This is a genomic window from Nocardia sp. NPDC046763 (assembly GCF_040645495.1).
Taxonomy (GTDB): Bacteria; Actinomycetota; Actinomycetes; order Mycobacteriales; family Mycobacteriaceae; genus Nocardia.
Map to the genome: position 1 here is coordinate 1 of NZ_JBEYYI010000023.1, position 20,983 is coordinate 20,983.

Consider the following 20,983-nt stretch of genomic DNA (forward strand, 5'->3'; position numbering starts at 1 on the left):
CTGCGCCGATGGTACTGCACTCGACAGGGTGTGGGAGAGTAGGACACCGCCGGAACATCCTTCGCGAAGGCCCCGACCATTTGGTCGGGGCCTTCCGCGTTTTCTGGGTACTCCTTGGTCGGCGAGTAATTCGCTGGCCGGGGCATTGAAGGTTGCGAAGATGCCTGGGTGAGTTGGGTTCTGGGCGAGCTGGTGATCAGCCGTACTTCGTTCTCCTCGCCGTTCAAGGGCCCCCGGCACAGTGCCGGGGGCCCTTGGCATTTCCGCCCCCGATCACAAAGCGAGAGCACTGCTCTTGACCCGACGCTTTCGGCGGGAGATCATTGGTCTCAATTGAGAGCATCGATCTCGGAGTAGTCATGATCACCACCGCCTGGACAGCCGTCAACCTGACCCTCGCCTTCGTGCTGGAACTCGTCGCCGTGGGCGCCCTGGCCTACTGGGGTGTGCGCACCGGTCGCAACCGGATCGCCAAGGTGCTACTGGGTGGCGGAGTCGCCCTGACGGCCATGGTGCTGTGGGGCATGTTCGCCGCGCCGCAGGCGAGTTTCGCGATCCCCGTGGTGGCGGTGGCGACCAAGGTCGTGGTGTTCGGCGGCGCGGCCGCCGGGCTCTGGCAGCTGGGGCATCGAACGGCCGCGATCGCCTTCCCGGCCCTGGTCGTCGCGAATCTGGCGGTGATCCATGTCGGGCACCTGTCGATGTAGCAGCGGACGAGCTCGACTGGGCCCCTGGGAAATTCACGCGACACCGACAACGTTGCACTGTTACGGTCGCACGGCGGAGCGGGAGGTTCCGCCGGACTGGAGAGCAGGAAGGGGCCGATCATGCGCGTTCATCGCGAGGTCGTCGTGGCCCGTCCGCGATTCGAGGTGATCCTGGTGTCTTCGCCGGCTCGGTGCCGGCTGCGCGGCCGGTACTGAGTACCCCCGGGGCGTCTGCCCTGTCCGGGGGAATCGCGCTGTTCTGTTCCGGATCAGCACGAAGGACGTATGACCGTGCGTACCAATATTTCTCGACAAACTTTGGCAGTCGTTCGGAATCTCGGAATTCTCGCGCATGTGGATGCCGGGAAGACCACGGTGACCGAGCGGATGCTGTTTCTCACCGGGATCACCCACAGGCGCGGCGAGGTACACGACGGCACCACCGTCACCGATTTCGATCCGCAGGAACGGGATCGGGGCATCACCATCTTCGCGGCGGCCGTGAGCTGCGAGTGGGCCGGGCACCGGCTCACCGTCATCGACACCCCGGGCCACGTCGACTTCTCCGATGAGGTCGAGCGGTCCCTGCGGGTATTGGACGGCGCGGTAGCGGTTTTCGACGCCGTGGCGGGTGTCGAGCCGCAGAGCGAATCGGTATGGCGGCGCGCCGACCGCTACGGCGTGCCCCGGATCGCGTTCGTCAACAAGATGGATCGCGCCGGAGCCGACCTGACGGCCGCGGTCGCCTCGATTCGCGAACGGCTGCATCCGGTTCCGGTGCTCGTCCAGCTGCCGGTGTACACCGGCGACGTGTTCGCCGGCGTGGTGGATCTGGTTCACCTGCGTGCCCTCACGTGGGAGGACGGTCTGATGGCGGGCCCGGTTCCGGATCGCCTCGCGGACGAGGTTGCGCAACGCCGACGCGAGCTGGAAGAGGCGGTGGCGGAGCGGAATTCGGCGGCGCTGGAGGAGTTCGTCGAACGTTCCGGCCTGTCCGCCGAGACCCTGGCCGCCGCGCTGCGGGAGCTCACCCTTTCCGGTGAGGTGGTGCCGGTGCTGTGCGGCGCGGCCTATCGCGATATCGGCATCGAGCCGCTGCTCGACGCGGTGGTCGCATATCTGCCGTCTCCACTGGACCGGCCCGCGGTCGGGGCCGGTGAGGACGTCCGCGCCGCGGATCCGGCGGAACCGTGTGTGGCACTGGCCTTCAAGGTGCATGCCACGCCGACCGGGCGGCTCACCTTCGTGCGCGTCTACTCGGGCATCCTGCGGAAGGGCGACACCGTGCTGGACGTGGGCGGCGGTCGACGCGAGCGGGTCGCGCGCATCCTGCGGGTGCAGGCGGACCGGCACGCGGAGGTCGAGGCCGCGGTGGCGGGCGACATCGTCGCGTTGGTCGGCCCGAAGGCGGTGCGGGTCGGCGCGACCCTGTGCGCGCCGGACGCCCCGGCGCTGCTGGAACCTCCGGCTCCCACCGAGCCGGTGATGTCGGTGGCGGTCGAGGCGCGGACCAGCGCGGACACCGAGAAGCTGGCGGCGGCCCTGGCCCGGCTGGCCGAGGAGGACCCGTCCCTGACGGTGCGGACCGACCCGGAGACCGGGCAGACCCTGCTGGCCGGACTGGGCGAACTGCACCTCGAGGTCGTGGTGGAGAAGCTGCGCCGCGACCGCGGGCTCAGCGTGACCGTGGGCAGGCCGCAGGTGGCGTACCGGGAGACCGTGGTGCGCGGCGTCCGGGGCCTGACCTACCGGCACGCCAAGCAGGACGGCGGGGCCGGGCAGTGGGCACACATCGTGCTCGATGTGCAGCCGCTGCGCGAATCCGAGCCCGTGGCAACGGGATTCGAGTTCGAGTCGACGGTGGTCGGCGGCCGGGTGCCGGCGGAGTTCGTCCGTGCGGTGGCGGCCGGCTGCCGGGACGCCCTGGCGGAGGGTCCGCTCGCGGGTCATCCGGTCACCGGGGTCCGGGTCACGCTCACCGATGGCGCGACGCATTCGAAGGATTCGTCGGAGCTGGCGTTCCGCACCGCGGGCCGTCTGGGGCTGCGGGAAGCCCTGCGCGCCAGCGCCATGGCATTGCTGGAGCCGCTGGTGGAGCTGACCGTGACCGTGCTGGAGGATCATGTCGGCGCGGTGCTCGGTGACCTCGCGGCCCGGCGCGGCCGGGTGACCGGTTCGGTCGCCCGCCCCGGCGTCGTGGTGGTGACGGCCACGGTGCCGCTGGCCGAATTATTCGGCTACGCAACCCGTTTGCGCAGTCGCACACAGGGCCGGGGCACGTTCACCACGCGCCCGCTGGGCTACGCGCTCGCGCCGTAAGGGCGACCGGTGCCCGGTGGCGGCGGCATATCGATGCCGTCCGTCATCGGGCACCGCTGGCGGCCATCGAATCACCGGTGTGGGTTGATTGTTGTCGCGACTACGGTTACTGTTGTCGCAACAACAGAATTTCCCGAGGGGAGATGGCAGTCATGATGTACTCGTTCACCGAAGAGGCCGTGATCACCGGCGACATCGACAAGATCTGGGCGGTCGCCACCGATGTGGCCCGCTGGTCCGAATGGGACCCGCACGAGGAGAAGTCCCGCATCGACGGCGAGTTCGCGGCCGGGACCACCGGGTGGGTCAAGCCGAAGGGGGCGCCGGCGGGACCGTTCACCATCGTCGCCGTGGAGCCGGGACAGTCGTGGACCAGTGAGGCGGGTATTCCGTTCGGCAAGCTGCGCGGCCACCGCACCTATGAGGCCCTCGGCGACGGCACCGTGCGGGTGGCCGAGAATGTCGAGGTGCACGGGTTGTTCGGGCCCTTGTTCAAACTCGTCTGGGAGAAGGCCATGCGTGCGGACATGCCGCTGACCTTCGCGGCACTGGAACAGGAGGCGCTACGGCGTGGCTGAATCATCGGGGCGGGCGCCGGGAACTTCGCGGCAGGCGCGTGGCGTGCCGCGGGGCCCGCTGATGAGTCCGGGCTTCTGGTTGCATCACGCGGCGCTGGAGTGGCGGGCGACGCTGGAGCGCAATCTGCGCCCGCTCGGCCTCACCCCCACCCAGTTCAACCTGCTGGCCTCGGCGGGCTGGCTGAGCCGGGAAGGCGAGCTGCCGACCCAGCAGCAGGTGGCCGACATGTCCGGCTCGGATCGGATGATGGCGTCCAAGGTGATTCGGGGGCTGGAGGAGCGCGGCCTGCTCCTCCGCCGCGCCGATCCGGCCGACGCCCGGGTCCTGCGCATCGAATTGACCTCCGCCGGACGGGAACAGGTGAGCCAGGGCGTGCAGACCGCCGTCGACACCGACGCCCAGCTCTTCGGCGACGATGGCGACCTGCTGCGCGAACACCTGAAACCGATTGCCGCACACCGGCTGCCGGGCTGATCAGGACATGACCGGGCTGATCAGGGCTTGACGAGGATCGCCCGCGTGTAGAGCAGCCCGAAGCCCAGCCGTTGCACATTCTGCTGGGACTTCGAGCCGGGCTGGGTGGTCACCACCGCGATATCGCAGCCCGCCGCGGTCGCCTCGGCGAGGCGCACCGACAGCAGCGATGACTGCACCCCGTGCCGCCGATGCGCGGGATCGGTTGCCGCGCCGGTCAGTTGGGCGACGCCCTGGGACATGCGCAGGCTCGCCCCGCCCGCCACCCGCCCGTCACGCCGGGCCAGATATCGCCGCACCCCCGCGGCACCGGTGAGATCCCGCATGGCCCGGGCGATGACGTCGGCCGGAAATTCCTCGTGCGACGCCACACCCTGGGTATCGGGATGCGCGAAACCCTCCGCGACCACCTCCAGCCAGGCGTCGAACTCGTCCTCGCCACTGGGTTTCACGTCGACACCGTCGGCGACCACCGCGGCACGTTCGCCGCCGAGCTCCAGCCCGAGCACGTTCTCGAACGACACCAGTCGATACCCGCGCCCGGTGAGGAGTTCACCGACACCCGGATCGCCGAGCTGCGAGAACTCGGCCTGCACCGGCGTCTTCCGTGCCGCGAACGACCGCTCGATCTCGTCGAGTTCCGACGCCTCGGGCCGCCCCGCGAATCCGAGCCCGGCCACCTTGTTCAGCGGCGACCCCTCCTCGGCGAAGGCCGCCACCCCGCCCGCCACCGGTAGAACGAACCCCGCATCGACTCCCAGCCGGTCCGCGGCCGCCGCACTGCCCTTCGCAATGAGCTCCGCTTCGACCCGCTCGATCCGCGCCGCCAGCTCCATCCCACAGAAAAGCGTTCCCTGATCGCTTGGCATGCGCCCGAGCCTAATCCGGGCCGCAGCGGGAATGCCCGCGAATTTCCGTCCCGGCCGAGCCTGCGGCGCGGGTTGTCACGACACAGCCTGCCGGATCCCCGAAATGCCGTAGCGCCGGGGAGCACGGGTGGTGCGGACCGCCTCAGCGGCCGGGCTTCACCGTTCGGGTTTGGCGCGGCCGGTGGGTATCGCGTCGCGCACGGTCCTGAGCGGGCGCGACTGTGGTCGGGTGTGGCCGTGCTCGGGTGCGGTGGGGTTGGTCGTAGGGTCTGGGGGTGCGTGTTGATCGTTCGGGTGCAGTCGCCGGTGGGCTGGTGGTCGGGTTCGACCTGGATATGACGCTGATCGATTCGCGGCCGGGGATTGCGGCGGTGTGGGACGCGGTGGCTGCGAGGACCGGGGTGGCGATCGATTCGGAATTGGTGGTGTCACGGCTCGGGCCGCCGCTGGCCCATGAGGCGGCGCAGTGGTTTCCGGAGCACGAGGTGCCTGGGATCGTCGCGATGTACCGGGAGTTGTATCCGGATCTGGCGGTGCACGCGTCGGAGCATCTGCCGGGGGTGGTCGATGCGCTGGCGGCGGTGCATCGGGCCGGTGGGCGGGTGCTGGTGATCACGGCGAAGAACGGGCCGCACGCGCAGTTGCATCTCGATCATCTCGGGCTGGCGGTCGACGAATTGGTCGGCGGGGCCTGGGCGGAGGAGAAGGGCGAGGTGCTGCGGGAGCGTGGGGCCTCGATCTATGTGGGGGATCATCTCGGCGATGTGCGGGCGGCCAAGGTGGCCGAGGCGGTGTCGGTGGCGGTGACCACCGGGCCCTATGCGGCCGAGGAGCTGTCGGCCGCGGGCGCGGATGTGGTGCTCGACGATCTGACCGCGTTCCCGGTCTGGCTGGCCGCCCACCTAGCCGCGTAACCGGTTGATTCGCAACCGTTCTCGGCGCACCGGCCGGGCGCGGTTCACGCGTTCACGGATAGATCGGCGGGGCGAGCGCGAGGGCCACGGCGTGGGCGGGGTCGAGGGCGGGGGTCGAGGCGTCGACCGCGTGGCCGTCGGCGTCGCGTACCTGCCAGCCGTGCAGTGATACGACGGGAATGCCGCGGTGGTGCGCCAGCGCCAGCTCGGACAGGGTGCCCCACGAGCCGCCGACGACGATGACCGCGTCGGCCGAGGCCACCAGGATGGCATTGCGGGCCTCGCCCATATTCGTATAGATCGCCGCGGACAGGCCCGGGCAGGCCGCGTCACGGTCGCTGTCGGGGCGGATGCCGAGGACGAGTCCGCCTGCGCTGGAGGCGCCCTCGGCGACGGCGGTCATCACACCCGGGCCGCCGCCGCACAGCACGGTCGCACCCGCCGCGGCGAGCAGGCGGCCCACCTCGCGGGCGGCGGTGGACTCGGTGCCGGTACAGGTGCTGGGGCCGCAGACGGCAATTTGCAGGGGTGGCAAGGGCTTTCCTCTCGTCGGTGGATGGGTCGTTGGCATCAGGGTGATTCGAATGGTGTCGGCGTGCGGTGGCCGCGGCTACCTTTGTGCCCACGGTCACGAGTATCAGCATGTTCGAGCCCCGGCTCGCTGATCGGCAACCCTCGCGCGGCGGTGGGGTGCCCCGGGTGACGACCAGGCGGGGTCCACGCGGGCCCGCAAGCGCTAGTCGAAGGAGCACAGGTCCATGTCTGGATGCCGCCCGGCCAACGGCTGAGGCCCAGCGCCCGAATTCCATGCGGGCGATTCTCTTTCCCGCACCGTACGCCTTCGGCGGTCGCGGCCGAGTCCCTATGCCCCGACGAGGCGTCGGTGCGCGAGTACAGAGGTAGTAATGAGCAGGAACTGGTCCGGGTCGCGTGGATTCCGGGTGTTGGTCGGTGTGGCGGCGGCGACCGTGGTGGCGGGGCTCCTGTCGGCGTGCGGGAACGGGTCGTCGGACAGCAAGTCGGACACCGTGTATTTCGGGGTGTCGGGCCCGAAGACGGGCGGGTCGGCCGAGTACGGGCGGCTCTGGCAGCAGGGCTTCGACCTGGCCCTGGACGAGATCAATGCGGCGGGTGGGATCGACGGCAAGAAGGTCGCGCTGAAATGGGAGGATTCGCAGTCGGATCCGAAGCAGACGGTGCCGATCGCCACCAAGTTCGTGGGCGACAAGTCCATCATCGCCGAGCTCGGCGACTTCTCCTCGCCCGCCTCCATCGCGGCCTCGCCGGTGTACAACCGCGGCAAGCTGGTGCAGTACGGGTTCACGAACTCCTCGGTGGATTTCACCAAGGCAGGCGACTACTCGTGGAGCCCCTCCATCACGCTGGATGTGTACATGGAGCGCAATGCCGAGTGGGTGCGGTCGAAGGCGAAGAGGGTCTCCGTCGTCTACCTCGAAACGGACTGGGGCAAGCAGGCTTTCAAATTCTTCGAGCAGTTCGCCAAGGAGAAGGGCATCGAGATCGCCTACTCCTCGGCCATCCTGCCGGATTCGCAGGACTTCCGGCCGGTGCTGATCAAGGGCCGCGACGCCAACCCGGACGCCTTCGTGCACCTCGGCTACGGCCCGGACGGCGCGCTCGTGGTCAAGCAGCTGCGTGATGTCGGGTTCACCGGGCAACTCTTCGCCGGCCAGAACACCCCGCAGTTCATCGATCTGGCGGGCGCGGCGGCCGAGGGCGACATCGTCAACGGTGTCTTCACGCCGTCGGATCCGAGCCCGAAGATCCAGAGCTTCGTCACCAAGTTCCGCGCCAAGTTCGACACCGATCCAGGCGATTTCAACGTCTACGCCTACGACGCGCTGAACGTGCTGGTGAAGGCCGCCAAGACCGGCGGCGCCACCCGAGAGGGCGTGCTGAAGGGCCTGCGCGAGATCAAGGACTTCGACGGAATCGGCCTGGGCACCTTCGCATTCGATCAGCAGACGCGGCGGCCCAGCGGCGTGAAGCCGATCGAGCTGGAGCTGCGCAGCGGCAAATTCGTGCCGGTCGGAAGCGCCAAATAGATGTTCGACACGCTCATCGCGGGTCTGGTGCACGGTAATGCGTACGCGCTCATCGCCGTGGGCATCACCCTCATCTTCGGGGTCAGCAATGTCATCAACTTCGCACACGGCTCGATCTTCGCGTTCGGTTCGGTGCTGGGCTGGTGGCTGATCGCCCAGCACAGCGTGCCCTGGTGGGCCGCACTGGTCATCGTGGTGGCGGCGACGGCGCTGGTCGGTGTCGCCATCGACATCCTGGCGGTGCGGCCGCTGCGGCGAGCCCCGGCCATTGCCGCGCTGCTGGCGACGGTGGCGGTCGGGCTGATCATCGAGAACGTGGTCGCCCTGGTGTTCGGGCCCGACACCCGGCCCTTCCCCCAGGTATTGCCCACCAACAACTTCCGGGTCGGCGGGGTGCGGTTCGGCACCTCCGATGTGGTCATGTTCGCCCTCACCCTCACGGTGATGGCGGGACTGTGGGCCTTCCTGCGCTACAGCCGCCACGGCCTGGCCATTCGCGCCACCGCGCAGGACCCGGACGCCGCCGCACAGATGGGCATCGGCGTGGGCCGGGTGCAGTCGCTGGCCTTCGCCATCGCCTCCGGACTGGGCGGGCTGGCGGGCATCTTCGTCGGCCTCTACAACTCGAACATCTCGCCGACCAGCGGCGGCATCGTCGGCATGACCGGATTCGTGGCCGCCACCATCGGCGGGCTGGGGTCGATTCCGGGCGCGGTCCTCGGCGGTTTCGTGCTCGGGCTGGTGGAGGCGTTCGGCATCTACTGGTTCGGTGACGGCTACCGGGATCTGATCACCTTCGGCCTGCTGGTGATCTTCCTGGTGCTGCGGCCCGGCGGCCTGCTCGCCCGGCCGCCGGCTATCGAATACGAGCCCATGACCGGCACCTTCCTCGGGTCGGGGCGGGAACCACGGGTGCGCTGGTGGCATGCGCTGATCGCGTTCGCCGTTGCGGGCGTGGCGATTCCGCTGATCGTGGACGACTACGGCATCTCGGTGGGCACCCAGATCCTGGCCTACGCCATCATCGCGGTCTCCATGACGCTGGTGGCCGGGTCGGCGGGACAGCTGGCCATCGGGCAGGCGGGTCCCATCGCCATCGGCGCGTACACCTCCGCGGTGCTGACGGTGTCGCACGGCTGGGCCTTCCTGCCCGCCATCGTGGCCGCGGGCCTCGTCGCGGCCGTGGCCTCGTCGGTGCTGGCCGCGCCGCTGTGGCGGCTGGGCGGGCACTATGTGGCCATCGCGACGCTGGGCATCGGCATCGTGACGGTGGCGATCATCCGCAACTGGGAGTCGGTGACGCGCGGCAGCTACGGCATCTTCGGGATCCCCGCGCCCAGCCTGTTCGGATACGAATTCACCACGCACACCCAGATTTTCCGGCTGGAGCTGGTGGTGCTGGCCATCGTGCTGGCGGTCATCGTCGGCGTGCAGCGGTCCCGGCTGGGGATCGCCATCCGGGCCATCGGAGCCGACGAAGTGGCCGCCCGCTCGGCGGGGGTGCCGGTGCGCGACTACAAGGCGCTGGCCTTCGCGGTGGCGGCGTTCTTCTCCGGCATCGGCGGCGCGCTACTGGCCCACCAGTACTCCTACATCGACCCGACGGTCTTCAACCTGCCCATGTCGCTGCTGGTGGTGACCATCCTGGTGCTGGGCGGCACCGCCTCGCCGTACGGCGCAGTGCTGGGCGCGGTGGTGCTGATCGGGGTGCCGGAGCTGCTGCGGCTGGCGCCATCGTGGCGAATCGTGTTGTACGGCTTGGTATTGCTGCTGGTGGTGCGGTTCCGGCCGCAGGGAATTCTGGTGAGGAGGAATCGTGTCCCGATCAACGCCTGACGTGCTCACGGTCACCGGTCTGCGACGCTCGTTCGGCGGTGTGCGGGCCGTGGACGGGGTCGAATTCTCCGTCGCGCCCGGTGAATTCGTCTCGATCATCGGGCCCAACGGGTCCGGGAAGTCGACGACGGTCAATCTGATCTCCGGTGTGCTGAAGCCGGATGCCGGGGCAGTCCTGGTGCACGGCACCAGGATTCGCCCGGGTCGCCCGGAGGCGGCTGCCGCGGCGGGGATCGCACGGACCTTCCAGAACGGCCGCGTGTTCGGCAATATGACCGTCCGCGAGAACGTCGATGTGGGCCTGCAGCCCACGCTGCGCGCCGCACGGCCACTGTGCATGCTGGCGAATGTGCCGGTGCTGAAATGGATTTCGCTGCTCGCCGAGCTGGGGGTGGCGCTGGTGCCGACACCGGCGGCGCGGGCCGAGCGGCGGGCGTCGGCCGCACGCATCGACGCCCAGCTCGCACGGTTCCCCGAACGCCTGGCGCCGCGCGCCGACCATCCGACCTACACCCTGTCCTACGCCAATCGCCGCCGCACCGAGATCGCGCGGGCGCTCGCCGCGGAACCCGGCCTGCTGCTGCTCGACGAGCCCGCCGCCGGTATGAACCAGACCGAGACCGCCGAAATCGGCAGACAGCTGGCCGAATTGAAGGCCCAGGGCCAGACGGTGCTGCTGGTCGAACACAAGATGGACCTGGTCCACGAACTGTCCGACCGGGTACTCGTGCTCGACGAGGGGCGCATCATCGCCCAGGGCACGCCCGCCGAGGTGCTGGCGGATCCGCGCGTCATCGAGGCCTACCTCGGGCGCAGCCGGGCCGGCGGCAAGGTCGGCGCGGATGTCTGAGTTCGACGAGAACGCCACGCCGATCCTCGAATTCGACCGAGTGGTGGTGCACTACGGCTCGTCCCGGGCACTCGACGAGGTCTCCCTGCGGGTGCGGCCCGGCGAGATCGTCTCGCTGTTGGGCGGCAATGCCTCGGGCAAGTCGACCACCATGAAAACCGCGCTCGGCCTGCTGAAACCGTCCTCCGGCACGGTGCGCGTCGACGGCACGGACGTGAGTACGACGCCCCCGTCGGCGCGCATCCGGGCGGGGCTGGCCTCGGTCCCGGAGGCCCGGCGCGTCTTCCCGGCCATGACCGTCGAGGAGAACCTCTTCGTCGGCGGCTACATCCGCAGGGAGCGCCGCGCGGTACTGGCCGCCCGCGCCGCCGAGCTGTTCGACCACTTCCCGCGCCTGGCCGAGCGGCGCGCCCAGCGGGCGGGCACGCTCTCCGGCGGCGAGCAACAGATGCTGGCCTTCGCCCGCGCGCTCATGAGCAAACCGCGCCTCATCTGCATGGACGAGCCCACCATGGGATTGTCGCCACTGTTCGTGGATCGGGTACTGGAGGAGATCGCCCGGCTCAATCGGGAGCTGGGCCTGGCCATCCTGATCGTCGAGCAGCAGGCGGAGCTGGCACTGAGCATCGCGCACACCGCCAATGTGCTGCGCAGCGGGCGGATCGTGCTGCACGGCCCGGCTGCGGAACTCGTCGGCGATCCGGCGGTGCGCGACGCCTACCTCGGAAAGGTGACCACATGACCCCGCAACGGCTCGGCTTCTTCACCCGCCTGGTCCGCTCCGATCCGGCGGAGGACGCGGGCAGGGTGTACCGGCAGGCCCTCGAGCAGATCGGGCTGGCCGAACGGCTCGGCTACGACACCGCCTGGGTGGCGCAGCATCACCTGGATCCGGCCGAGGGCGGGCTGCCGTCCCCGTTCGTGTTTCTCGCCCACGCGGCCGCCCGCTTCCCGCGCATCCGCTTCGGGACCGCGATCGTGACCCTGGCCCTGGAGGATCCGATCCGGGTCGCCGAGGACGCGGCGGTACTGGACGAGCTGTCGGGCGGGCGGCTCGAGCTGGGCTTCGGCGCGGGCGGGTCGCGGCACGCCTTCGACCTGTTCGACCTGGCCGGCGCGGATCGGCAGCTGGTGTACGCCAGCAAGCTGGCGCGGGTGACCGCGGCCCTGGACGGTGTGCCGCTGGTCGGTGACCGCGGGTTGAACCCGCCCGCCGCCGGGTTGCGTCGCCGCCTGTGGCAGGCCACCTTCTCGGCCGGGGGCTCGGCCCGGGCCGGGCGGGCCGGTGACGGACTGCTGCTGTCGAAGGCCCAGCCGCGTGATCCGGCCGCGCCGGCCGCCACCCTCTGGCAGATCCAGCAACCGCTGGTCGACGCCTACCTCGACGCGCTGCCCGCGGGCGTCGAACCGCGAATCGGCGCGTCCCGGGGCGTTTTCGTGGCCGACGACCACGACGAGGCGGTCGCCCTCGCCGAGCGCGGCGCGGCCCGGTTCCTGAATCGGCTCGGCCGCAACGGCGGACCCGAAGTGGCGGAATCCGTCGGCGAGGTGCTGCGCGACATCTACGTCGGCACCCCGGACGAGGTGGTGGCGCAACTGTCGGAGGACGCGGCGCTGCGGCATGCCACCGACTTCATCGTGCAGGCGCATCCGGTCGACCCGGGTCACGCCGCCACCCTGCGCTCCATCGAACTCATCGCCACCAAGGTCGCGCCGCAACTGGGTTGGCGACCCGACGAAAGGACCACCCGGTGACCGAGGCACCCCCCGCCTACGACGACACGCCGCCTGCCGCAACGGAAGTGGCCGGAGAGAGTGTTTCCGATGCCGCCGACCCGGCCGGCTCGCGCGGCGGTGCAGGGGGCCGCCGCGCCGATGTCATCGATGCCGTGCTGGGTGCGCGGGCCGAATCGGTGCGCGCCGTGCGCGCGACACGCCCGGAGGTAATCCAACATTCGCAGGGGGTCTTCGAGGCGCTGCTCGACGGCCCGGCCACCGCGAGCGTCGGACGGGAGCGGCTGATCGCGGCGGCGGTCGCCGTCGCCGAGCTGGCCGGCGCGCCGGAGCTGGCGGCGCACTACGCGGCGCTGGGAACCACCCCGGCGGAGGGCGATCCGGTGCTGGCGGCCATCCTGCGACACGCCGCCCGGGTGACGTCCGCGCCGGCGTCCATCGCCCGCGCGGACATCGACGCGCTGGCCGTGGCCGGCCTGTCCGAACGCGACATCGTGACGGTGGCGCAGCTCATCGGGTTCGTGCACTTCCAGGTCCGGCTGCTGGCCGGGCTGCGATTGATCGGAGCGGATGATGAGTGAGTCCGGGCGCGAGGTGCGCGGTGTGGAGACATCGCGGCGGCCAAGGGGATTCACCCAGGAGCAGCTGGACTGGGTGCCGTGGGTGGAACCCATCGTGCTGGCCGATGCCGATGAGTTGCAGCGCCCCCTGCTCGAGGGTGACCGGGGCGTCGGCCCCTACTTCCGGCTACTCGCGCGCAATGCCGAGGTGCTGGCGCAGCGCAGCGCGAATGACCGAGCGATCTTCTACGGTCGAGGGGGATTGATCCGCGCCGAGCGCGAACTCGCGGCGACCGTTACCTCCCGGCACAACGGGTGTGAGTACTGCGCATCCGTTCATTCACGTTTCACTTCTGCGCTGTCCAAGCGTGTCGCGGATGTGCAGCGTTTGCTGGACGAGGGCAATGAGGTGCGGATCGACGAAAGATGGGACGCCGTGATCGATTTCGTGGACGCGCTGGCCGCCAATCCGCCGCGCGCGTCCGCCGATCATCTGAAGCGGCTGCGAGAGCTGGGTTTCGACTCCGCCGAGCTGCACGATCTGGTGCTGTCCGCCGCCTCGTTCTCGTGGGCCAACCGGCTCATGCTCACTCTGGGCGAGCCGGAGGTTCCGGCCTAATCTAGGGCTTTCTCAAAAAAATTCTAGAAAGTTCATGGGAAATCTTCCCTGCGTGGGCGCCGGATCGGTATCGTGCCGAGGGCAAACAGTCAGTGAAGGCGCTGGCACCCCGGCGGATCGGAGCACCACCATGGCGAACTTCCTTTCGGATGTTCTCGTTCAGACCATTTTCAAGCTGCTGGCAACCGGCTCTTCGAGCGTTTCCGCCAAGTAGCCACGCGAGCGCCATCTTTCGGCTACTGCGCGGAAGCCGGGGTGATGTGGAAGGGCTCGATCTCCGACGGGGGGATCGGGCCCTTTTTATGTCCGTGTCGACGGGTTTCGTGCCCGGTGTCGGTGGGTGGCGCACCGGGTACTCCGCTCGCACCGGGTGCTCCCGCGCTGGTCCGGCCGGGCATCTAGAGGATCCGACAAATTAATACTAAAAAGATCCTAGAAAAGTATTCCGTCCAGTACGGCTGCTCTGTATCGTGTTGAACGGCAAACGATCAGTGACTTTCGGGTCAATGCGACATCGGGCCGCGAGTCTCTCCCCCCGGACCCGCGTCCCGAACCCGGGACGGTTCCCCTGCCTATACCCACCGTTCCGGGTGCGCCGCCCGGCCCGAAGTCACTGAGCCATCTTTCGGCTATCGCGCGGTAAGTCGAAGGTTCAAACGAAGGGCCCGATCCATGACGAGGGGATCGGGCCCTTCGGTATTGTCTGGCGCAATGTCACAGGAAACGAACGCGGGAAGAATGTACGCCGGGCAGCCCGTAGAAGACCGGCAGCGGCAGCGTCGTGCGCGTTTTCTGGAGTCCGGGCTCACGGTGTTCGCGCGCGATGGATACGCCAATAGTTCTGTCGGAGCCATCTGCAAGGACGCCGGTCTCTCCTCGAGACAGTTCTACGAGGAGTTCACCGGACGCGAATCGCTCCTGCTCGAGCTCTACGAGCAGATCGATCGCGAATCCCGGGAAGCCGTGGCGGCCACCATCGCCGAGCACTCCGACGCCAGCGCCATCGACATCATCGACGCCGCCGTACGCGCCTATATCGAGTCCATCGGGCGCGATCCGCGCAAGGCCAGGGTCGCGCTCGTCGAAGTCGTCGGGGCGGGACCCAAGGTGGAGAAGTTCCGCCTGGAACTGCGGCGCGCCTGGGGCGCGCTGCTGGCCAGCGCCGCCGAGGATGCCGCCCTGCACGGTGAAATCCCGCCCGGTGACTACGAAATGCGAGTGCTCGCCATCATCGGCGCCGTGAACTACGTGGTGGACGCCTGGAGCGGTTCGGAACCGCGCCAGCCGCTCGACGACGTGATCCGGGTGCTACGCCGCATCATCATGGGCGCCGTCAGCGCCTGACCCGGCCCGAACCTCCGTCAACCGACTCGATTTCGCGCCCGTCCGCTGCCTCGCGGACGGGCGCGACCTTTGCGGGTAGCGTGCCGATCATGGAGACCGTGCCCATCCAGATGCCCGACGGGACCACGGTACCGGTGCGCTTGATACCGGCGAAAGGCCCGCACCGGCATCCGATTACGGCCGACAGCCCCCGGCCGGTGGTGGTGATCGCGCCGGGCCTGGGTGTTCCGGGGGAGTACTACTCACTGTTCGGGAAGCCATTGGCGGACCGGGGTTTCGATGTGGCGCTGCTGGAGATCCGCGGAAACGGCGAGAGCAGGCCGAAACCCGGCGTCCCGAGCACCCACGGCTATCAGGAACTCGTGGCCGTCGACTTCCCCGCCATGTTCGAGGTGGTCCGCGAGCGGTTCCCCGGCAGCACGCCGTACTTGCTGGGGCACAGCATGGGTGGCCAGCTCGGCGTCATGTACGCCTCCCGGATCCGCGGGCGGCTGGGCGGATTGATCCTCATCGCCTCGGGCACGCCGCATTTCCGCGGCTACACGGGCATGGCCGCGCTGGGCAGCGCGGCGCTGTCACTGACCGCCAATCTGGCCGGGTTCTGGCCCGGCGACACCATCACCGCGGGCGGCTTCGGACGGCAGTCGAAGGCGCTCATCGCCGACTGGGCGCGCTTGGCCCGCACCGGCCGATTCCAGCCCGCCGGAGCCGATATCGACTACGAGGAGCGCATCGGGCGGTTGAAATTGCCGGTCCTGTCGATCACCATGACCGGCGACGAGCTGACCCCGCGCGGGTCGGCGCGGCAGCTGCTCGCCAAGCTGTCCGAGGCCGACATCACCACCTGGCACAATCCGGACCCGCTCGGGCACAACGGCTGGATCAGCGATCCCGAGTCCACCCTCGACCATGTCGAAAAGTGGCTCCGGGACCGCTGATTCGCGGGCCGATTCAGAGGGTGCGCGACCGCGGCGCGGTCATCTTCTCCGGGCTCAGCAGCTCGTCGAGCTCGTCTTTGCTCAGGGCGCTGCGCTCCAGCACCAGGTCGTAGACGCTGCCGCCGGTCCGCAACGCCTCCTTGGCGATCGCCGCCGACTGCTCGTAGCCGAGCTTGGGTACCAGCGCGGTCACCAGGCCGATGCTGTGCGCCACCAGATCCCGGCAGTGGTCCCGGTTGGCGGTGATGCCGGCGATGCAGCGGCTGGTCAGGGTGATGGCCGCGTTGCGCAGCATCATCAGGCCCATCAGCAGGTCGTAGGCCATGATCGGTTCGGCCATGTTCAATTCCAGCTGGCTGGCCTCGGCGGCCATGGTGACGGTCATGTCGTAGCCGATGAGCTGGAAGCAGACCTGGTTCACCACCTCCGGGATGACCGGGTTGACCTTGCCGGGCATGATCGACGAACCCGGCTGCACCGCGGGCAGATTGATCTCGCCCAGGCCGGCGCGCGGGCCGCTGGAGAGCAGCCGCAGGTCGTTGCAGATCTTGGACAGCTGGACCGCCGCGCGCTTGAGGGTGCCCGACACCGCCACGAAATCGCCCGAGTCCTGGGTTGCTTCGACCAGGTTCTCGGCCTGGCGGATGGGTAGCCCGGTGATCTCGGCGAGATTCCGGGTGACCAGGTCCGCGTAGCCGGGCGGGCTGGTGATGCCGGTGCCGATGGCGGTGCCGCCCATGTTCACCGCGAGCAGGTCCTGCCCGATACGCTGCAGATGGGTGATGGCCTCGCCGATCATGACCGCGTACGCGCCGAACTCCTGGCCGAGGGTCATGGGGACGGCGTCCTGCAGCTGGGTGCGGCCCATCTTGATGACGTCGCCGAATTCGACCGCCTTGGCCCGCAGGGCATTCCGCAGTTCCGCCAGCGCCGCGGCGGCGTCCTGCAGTGACAGGTACACGCCGAGCTTCACCGCGGTGGGGTAGACGTCATTGGTGGACTGGGAGCAGTTCACGTCGTCGTTGGGGTGCAGGTAGCGGTACTCGCCCTTGCGATGCCCCATCAGCTCGAGGCCGCGGTTGGCGATGACCTCGTTGGCGTTCATATTGGTCGAGGTGCCCGCGCCGCCCTGCACCATGTCGACCATGAAGTCCTCGCACAGGCGCTGAGCGGTGGAGCCGCCGGACTCCAGCAGCTCGTCGCAGGCCCCGATGATGGCCGTCGCCTTCTCCTGCGTGATCGCCCCCAGCTCCGCGTTCGCCAGTGCCGCGGCTTTTTTCACGTAGGCCAGTGCGGACACCAGGTGCCCGAACCGGCGCAGCTTCACGCCCGAGATCGGGAAGTTCTCCATCGCGCGCAGGGTCTGCACGCCGTAGTACGCCTCGGCGGGCAGTTCCCGGGTGCCGAGCGAATCGTGTTCGGTGCGAATGCCGCCCAGCGGCTGCTGGGCCGCGATCGCCGCCGCCAGGCGTTCGGAGACGCTGCGCATGCGGTGCGCGATGAGCTGGGCGACGCGGGCGACGATGCGGTAGTAGCGATCCGGGTGCAGCTCGGCCAGCTCCCGCAGGGTGGCGTGCGGGACCGCGAGCACCACCGCGCCGTCGCGGGTGCGGCCGGTGGCGGTGTGCAGGGAGTCGTCCACCAGCGCGACCTCGGAGACCAGGCTGCCGGGACCCAGGCGCGCGAGTTGGACCTCGTGGCCGGTGAGGCCGGAGATGATCTGGATCTCGCCCTCGACCACGATGCCTGCCCACTCCCGCGGCGTGGCCTCGTGGAACAGGGTTGAGCCGGCCGGATATTCGCGCCGCTCGGCGGTGGCGCTGAAGGACCGGACGTCGTCCGGATCGAGCCCGGTGGCGGCGGCGGTGGTCTCGATCAGCTCGTCCAGTTGGTCCATGTCGGCTCCCGGGCGTCAGTCCATCAGCTGCTGGGTGAAGAACTCGTAGATTATCGCCGCCTGGAAGGCGGACTGTTTGTTGTCCGCCGCGCCGCCGTGGCCGCCCTCGATGTTCTCGTAGTACCAGACATCGTGGCCCTCGGATGCCAAGCGCGCGGCCATCTTTCGCGCATGACCGGGGTGCACGCGGTCGTCGCGGGTGGAGGTGGTGAGCAGGATCGGCGGATACTGCCGGTCCGGGCCGGTGTTCTGGTACGGCGAGTACTTCTCGAGGTACTCCCACTCCTCCGGCTTGTCCGGGTCGCCGTACTCGGCGATCCAGGACGCGCCCGCCAGCAGCAGGTGGTAGCGCTTCATGTCCAGCAGCGGCACCTGGCACACGATGGCCCCGAACAGCTCCGGGTACCGGGTCAGCATGACGCCCATGAGCAGGCCGCCATTACTGCCGCCCACCGCGCCCAGCTGCCCGGGCGTGGTGATGCCGCGCGCCACCAGATCCCGTGCCACGGCCGCGAAATCCTCGAAGGCCTTGTGCCGGTTGGCCTTCAGCACCGAGGTGTGCCATTCCGGACCGTATTCGCCGCCACCGCGGATATTGGTCATGACGTAGGTGCCGCCGAGCTCCAGCCAGCCCATGCCCACCATGCCGCTGTAGCTGGGGGTGCGGGAGACCTCGAACCCGCCGTAACCGGACATCACGGTCGGGCCCGGGGAGCCCTGGCGATCGCGGTGGCGGATCACGAAATACGGGATCCGGGTGCCGTCGTCGGACTGCGCGAAGAACTGCTCGGTCACGATGCCGTCGGCGTCGAAGAAACTCGGCTCCTGCTTCAGCACCTCCACGCTGCCGCCCACCTCCCCCGACATCAGTGTGGTCGGGCGGGTGAAGCCACTGGTGGAGAGCATGAATTCGTCGCCGCCCTCGAGGCGGTCCAGGTTCATGATGCTGGTGCTGGCCATGGCCGGAGTATCGGCCAGCGGCTCGCGGGCCCAGCCGTCGGGCCCGGGGGTGAGCACGTACAGCTTGGTCTGCACGTCCTCCAACGTGACCAGCAGCAGGTGGTTCTCGGTCCAGCCGTAGCCGTGCAGCGCGGTGTGCGCGTCGGGGGTGAACAGGACCTCGAAATCGCGTGCGCCGGAGAGGAATGCCTCGAAGTCGGCCGCCAGCAGCGCGCCGGCCGGATAGGTGGCGCCGTTCACCTCCCATGGCGACTTCAGCCGCACCAGCAGCCACCGCTTGTACCAGGTCTCGGTGGCGTCGGTGGGCACGTCGATGAACCGCAGCGTGCCGTCGGACTCCAGTAGGTAGACCTCTTCGTTGAAGAAGTCGGTGGCGCGGCTCAGGAAGTGCCGCTCGTAGCCTGGGGTGCGGTCGTAGCCCGAGGAGACGGCCACATCGGTGACCTCGCCCTCGTACACGAATTCCGCCGCCTCCAGCGGGGTTCCGCGCCGCCAGCGCTTCACCACCCGCGGATAGCCCGAATCGGTCAGCGAGCCGGGGCCGAAATCGGTGCCCACGTACAGGGTGTCGTGATCGATCCAGGCGAAGTCCGACTTGGCCTCGGGTAGGTGGTAGCCGCCGTCCTCGGGCGCGATGAAAGCCTTTGCCTCGATATCGAATTCGCGGACCACCTTGGCGTCCGCGCCGCCGCGCGAGAGGCTGATGAGCGCGCGCCGCTGCTCCGGCCGCTTCACCGCCGCACCGCCCCAGACCCAGTTCTCGCCCTCGGCCGCCGCCAGCGCGTCGAGGTCGATGAGGATCTCCCACTCCGGATCATCCTTGGCGTACTCGGCGAAGGTGGTGCGCCGCCACAGGCCCTTCGGATGCTCACGGTCGCGCCAGTAGTTGTAGAGCCAGGGGCCGCGCCGGCCCGGATAGGCGATGCGGGTGTCGGTGTCGAGCATGGCGAGCACGCGCGCCTCGAGGTCACTGAAGCGCTCCGAGGACGCGAACCGCTCCCTGGACACCGCATTACGTTCTTCCGCCCAGGTCAGGGCGCGCTCGCTCTCGACCTCTTCGAGCCACAGGTAGGGATCCGTCACGCCCTCTCCAACACCGGTCATACCCACATTGTTGCCGAGGCGCGCGTTCGCCGGTCGCGAACGTATTGCCGGGCACTCCGCTGCGCGGAACAACGGGTACCGTGCCGTCCGGTCAGTAGGATTGCTGTCTCGATACCGATCGGATCCAGGAGGCCTCGGCGTGTCGCATGAGCCCCGGCTGTGGGAACAGCACTGCTGCCTGCCACTGCTGCCGACCGCGGACCTCGCCGACCTGACGCGATACCCGCTGGGCTCGTATCTCTCGGTGAATATCGGCTATGCGCCGCAATCCACTCGCGAGTCGCTCGAGCTGGTCACCCAGTTCCGCCGGGATGCCTTGACCGACGTGCGATTCCGTCTGGTGCACAGCATCGAGGACGCGTGGCCGCAGGTCCCCACCGAGGACACCGACGCCACCCTCGCGCTGGCCTTCGACCTCGAGGACTCCGGGCCGCTGGAGGGCGATCTCGACAATGTCGAGCTGTTCTACGAACTGGGCCTGCGGTCGCTGCTGCCCACCTACAACCACGCGAATGCCGCCGGCGGCGGATGTCTCGACACCGACGGCACCGGGCTCACCCGTTATGGACGGGACCTGATTCGCAAGCTGAACGAGGTCGGGGTGTTCGCCGACGGCTCGCACTGCTCGCGCCGCACCGGCCTGGACATCGCCGAGACCACGACGGTTCCCATGATCTACAGCCACTCGAATTTCGCGACGCTGTGGGCGCATCCGCGCAATATCGGCGACGATCAGGCCAAGGCGTGCGCGGCCACCGGCGGTGTGATCGGCATCAACGGGGTCGGCATCTTCCTGGGCCGCAACGAGCCCGCCGACCGGGCCGGGCGCATCGAGGCCATGGCAGACCACATCGCCTACGGGGCGGAACTGGTCGGCATCGAGCACATCGGGGTCGGGTCCGACTACTCCTTCGACGCCGACGATTTCAACCGCGAGCTGGCCAAGAATCCCGAGAGCTTCTCCGAGGAGTATCTGCGCTACGGCCAATTGCAGTGGGTGCCGCCGGACGACCTGCTCGGCACGTCCGGAGTGCCGGGTCTGGATGAGGTGCTGGCCGCCCGCGGCTTCTCCGAATCCGACCGCGCGTCCGTGTTCGGCGGCAATTTCGCGCGCGTGGCCCAGCAGGTCTGGCGTGATTAGAGCAGGTCTGGCGGACTGATCGGTCGCTTCCAGACCGGACAGGCGTGACCTGTCTCACGTGTTCCCCGTCTC

19 protein-coding genes and 1 riboswitch are annotated in these 20,983 nt (G+C 69.0%); of the genes, 15 read left to right on the plus strand and 4 right to left on the minus strand.

What is annotated here, in order from left to right:
- Positions 1–359 precede the first annotated feature (359 nt).
- From ABZ909_RS30550 to ABZ909_RS30565, 4 genes are all read left to right on the plus strand, one after another.
- Positions 360–707, plus strand: a complete 348-nt coding sequence (locus tag ABZ909_RS30550) for a YrdB family protein (RefSeq protein WP_357006338.1) — start codon at positions 360–362, stop codon at positions 705–707.
- 285 nt (positions 708–992) lie between these two features.
- Positions 993–3,026: an elongation factor G gene (gene fusA, locus ABZ909_RS30555; RefSeq protein WP_357006341.1), complete on the plus strand. Its 2,034-nt coding sequence runs from the start codon at positions 993–995 to the stop codon at positions 3,024–3,026.
- Between the two features lie 152 nt (positions 3,027–3,178).
- Entirely contained in the window at positions 3,179–3,604 is a 426-nt protein-coding gene (locus ABZ909_RS30560) for an SRPBCC family protein (protein ID WP_357006344.1), read from the plus strand.
- Positions 3,597–4,079 (plus strand): MarR family transcriptional regulator, encoded by a 483-nt coding sequence (locus tag ABZ909_RS30565; RefSeq protein WP_357006347.1) that lies wholly within the window; start codon positions 3,597–3,599, stop codon positions 4,077–4,079. Before ABZ909_RS30560 ends, ABZ909_RS30565 begins: the two co-directional genes overlap by 8 nt.
- A 20-nt stretch (positions 4,080–4,099) precedes the next feature.
- On the opposite strand, the gene ABZ909_RS30570 is transcribed toward ABZ909_RS30565, so the two are convergent.
- Positions 4,100–4,948: a GNAT family N-acetyltransferase gene (locus ABZ909_RS30570; protein ID WP_357006349.1), complete on the minus strand. Its 849-nt coding sequence runs from the start codon at positions 4,946–4,948 to the stop codon at positions 4,100–4,102.
- Positions 4,949–5,223: 275 nt separating this feature from the next.
- Here ABZ909_RS30570 and ABZ909_RS30575 point away from each other — a divergent pair, with 275 nt between their 5' ends.
- Entirely contained in the window at positions 5,224–5,862 is a 639-nt protein-coding gene (locus ABZ909_RS30575; RefSeq protein WP_357006351.1) for an HAD family hydrolase, read from the plus strand.
- A gap of 52 nt (positions 5,863–5,914) precedes the next feature.
- Here ABZ909_RS30575 and ABZ909_RS30580 read toward each other — a convergent pair whose 3' ends face one another.
- The gene (locus ABZ909_RS30580; RefSeq protein ID WP_357006354.1) at positions 5,915–6,397 is read right to left on the minus strand and encodes a TIGR00725 family protein; all 483 of its coding nucleotides are present in this window, start codon (positions 6,395–6,397) and stop codon (positions 5,915–5,917) included.
- 91 nt (positions 6,398–6,488) lie between these two features.
- Positions 6,489–6,604: riboswitch (SAM riboswitch) on the plus strand.
- A gap of 163 nt (positions 6,605–6,767) precedes the next feature.
- Between ABZ909_RS30580 and ABZ909_RS30585 the strand changes: the two genes are divergently transcribed.
- The 9 genes from ABZ909_RS30585 (at position 6,768) to ABZ909_RS30625 (ending at position 15,809) form a co-directional block, all read left to right on the plus strand.
- A complete protein-coding gene (locus ABZ909_RS30585; protein ID WP_357006357.1) occupies positions 6,768–7,928 on the plus strand; it encodes an ABC transporter substrate-binding protein in 1,161 nt (386 codons plus the stop codon).
- The gene (locus ABZ909_RS30590; protein ID WP_357006360.1) at positions 7,929–9,764 is read left to right on the plus strand and encodes an ABC transporter permease; all 1,836 of its coding nucleotides are present in this window, start codon (positions 7,929–7,931) and stop codon (positions 9,762–9,764) included.
- Positions 9,745–10,614: an ABC transporter ATP-binding protein gene (locus ABZ909_RS30595; protein WP_357006363.1), complete on the plus strand. Its 870-nt coding sequence runs from the start codon at positions 9,745–9,747 to the stop codon at positions 10,612–10,614. Before ABZ909_RS30590 ends, ABZ909_RS30595 begins: the two co-directional genes overlap by 20 nt.
- Positions 10,607–11,356, plus strand: a complete 750-nt coding sequence (locus tag ABZ909_RS30600) for an ABC transporter ATP-binding protein (protein ID WP_357006366.1) — start codon at positions 10,607–10,609, stop codon at positions 11,354–11,356. Before ABZ909_RS30595 ends, ABZ909_RS30600 begins: the two co-directional genes overlap by 8 nt.
- Positions 11,353–12,369 carry a putative FMN-dependent luciferase-like monooxygenase gene (locus ABZ909_RS30605; protein ID WP_357006369.1) on the plus strand — a complete coding sequence of 339 codons (1,017 nt, stop codon included), beginning with the start codon at positions 11,353–11,355 and terminating at the stop codon, positions 12,367–12,369. Before ABZ909_RS30600 ends, ABZ909_RS30605 begins: the two co-directional genes overlap by 4 nt.
- Positions 12,366–12,929 carry a hypothetical protein gene (locus ABZ909_RS30610; protein ID WP_357006372.1) on the plus strand — a complete coding sequence of 188 codons (564 nt, stop codon included), beginning with the start codon at positions 12,366–12,368 and terminating at the stop codon, positions 12,927–12,929. The genes ABZ909_RS30605 and ABZ909_RS30610 overlap by 4 nt, the downstream gene beginning before the upstream one ends.
- The gene (locus tag ABZ909_RS30615) at positions 12,922–13,527 is read left to right on the plus strand and encodes a peroxidase-related enzyme (RefSeq protein ID WP_357006375.1); all 606 of its coding nucleotides are present in this window, start codon (positions 12,922–12,924) and stop codon (positions 13,525–13,527) included. The genes ABZ909_RS30610 and ABZ909_RS30615 overlap by 8 nt, the downstream gene beginning before the upstream one ends.
- A 711-nt stretch (positions 13,528–14,238) precedes the next feature.
- The gene (locus tag ABZ909_RS30620) at positions 14,239–14,871 is read left to right on the plus strand and encodes a TetR/AcrR family transcriptional regulator (protein WP_245550798.1); all 633 of its coding nucleotides are present in this window, start codon (positions 14,239–14,241) and stop codon (positions 14,869–14,871) included.
- Positions 14,872–14,960: 89 nt separating this feature from the next.
- Positions 14,961–15,809, plus strand: coding sequence for an alpha/beta fold hydrolase (locus tag ABZ909_RS30625; protein ID WP_357006382.1), 849 nt, complete (start codon positions 14,961–14,963; stop codon positions 15,807–15,809).
- A 13-nt stretch (positions 15,810–15,822) separates the two neighbouring features.
- Here the strand turns inward: ABZ909_RS30625 and ABZ909_RS30630 are convergent, their stop codons facing one another.
- Together ABZ909_RS30630 and ABZ909_RS30635 are read right to left on the minus strand one after the other, a co-directional pair.
- Positions 15,823–17,706: an aspartate ammonia-lyase gene (locus tag ABZ909_RS30630; RefSeq protein ID WP_357006385.1), complete on the minus strand. Its 1,884-nt coding sequence runs from the start codon at positions 17,704–17,706 to the stop codon at positions 15,823–15,825.
- Between the two features lie 15 nt (positions 17,707–17,721).
- Complete coding sequence (locus ABZ909_RS30635) at positions 17,722–19,770, minus strand: prolyl oligopeptidase family serine peptidase (protein WP_357006388.1); 2,049 nt, start codon at positions 19,768–19,770, stop codon at positions 17,722–17,724.
- A gap of 139 nt (positions 19,771–19,909) precedes the next feature.
- Here ABZ909_RS30635 and ABZ909_RS30640 point away from each other — a divergent pair, with 139 nt between their 5' ends.
- A complete protein-coding gene (locus ABZ909_RS30640) occupies positions 19,910–20,911 on the plus strand; it encodes a membrane dipeptidase (protein ID WP_357006391.1) in 1,002 nt (333 codons plus the stop codon).
- Positions 20,912–20,983: the final 72 nt, after the last annotated feature.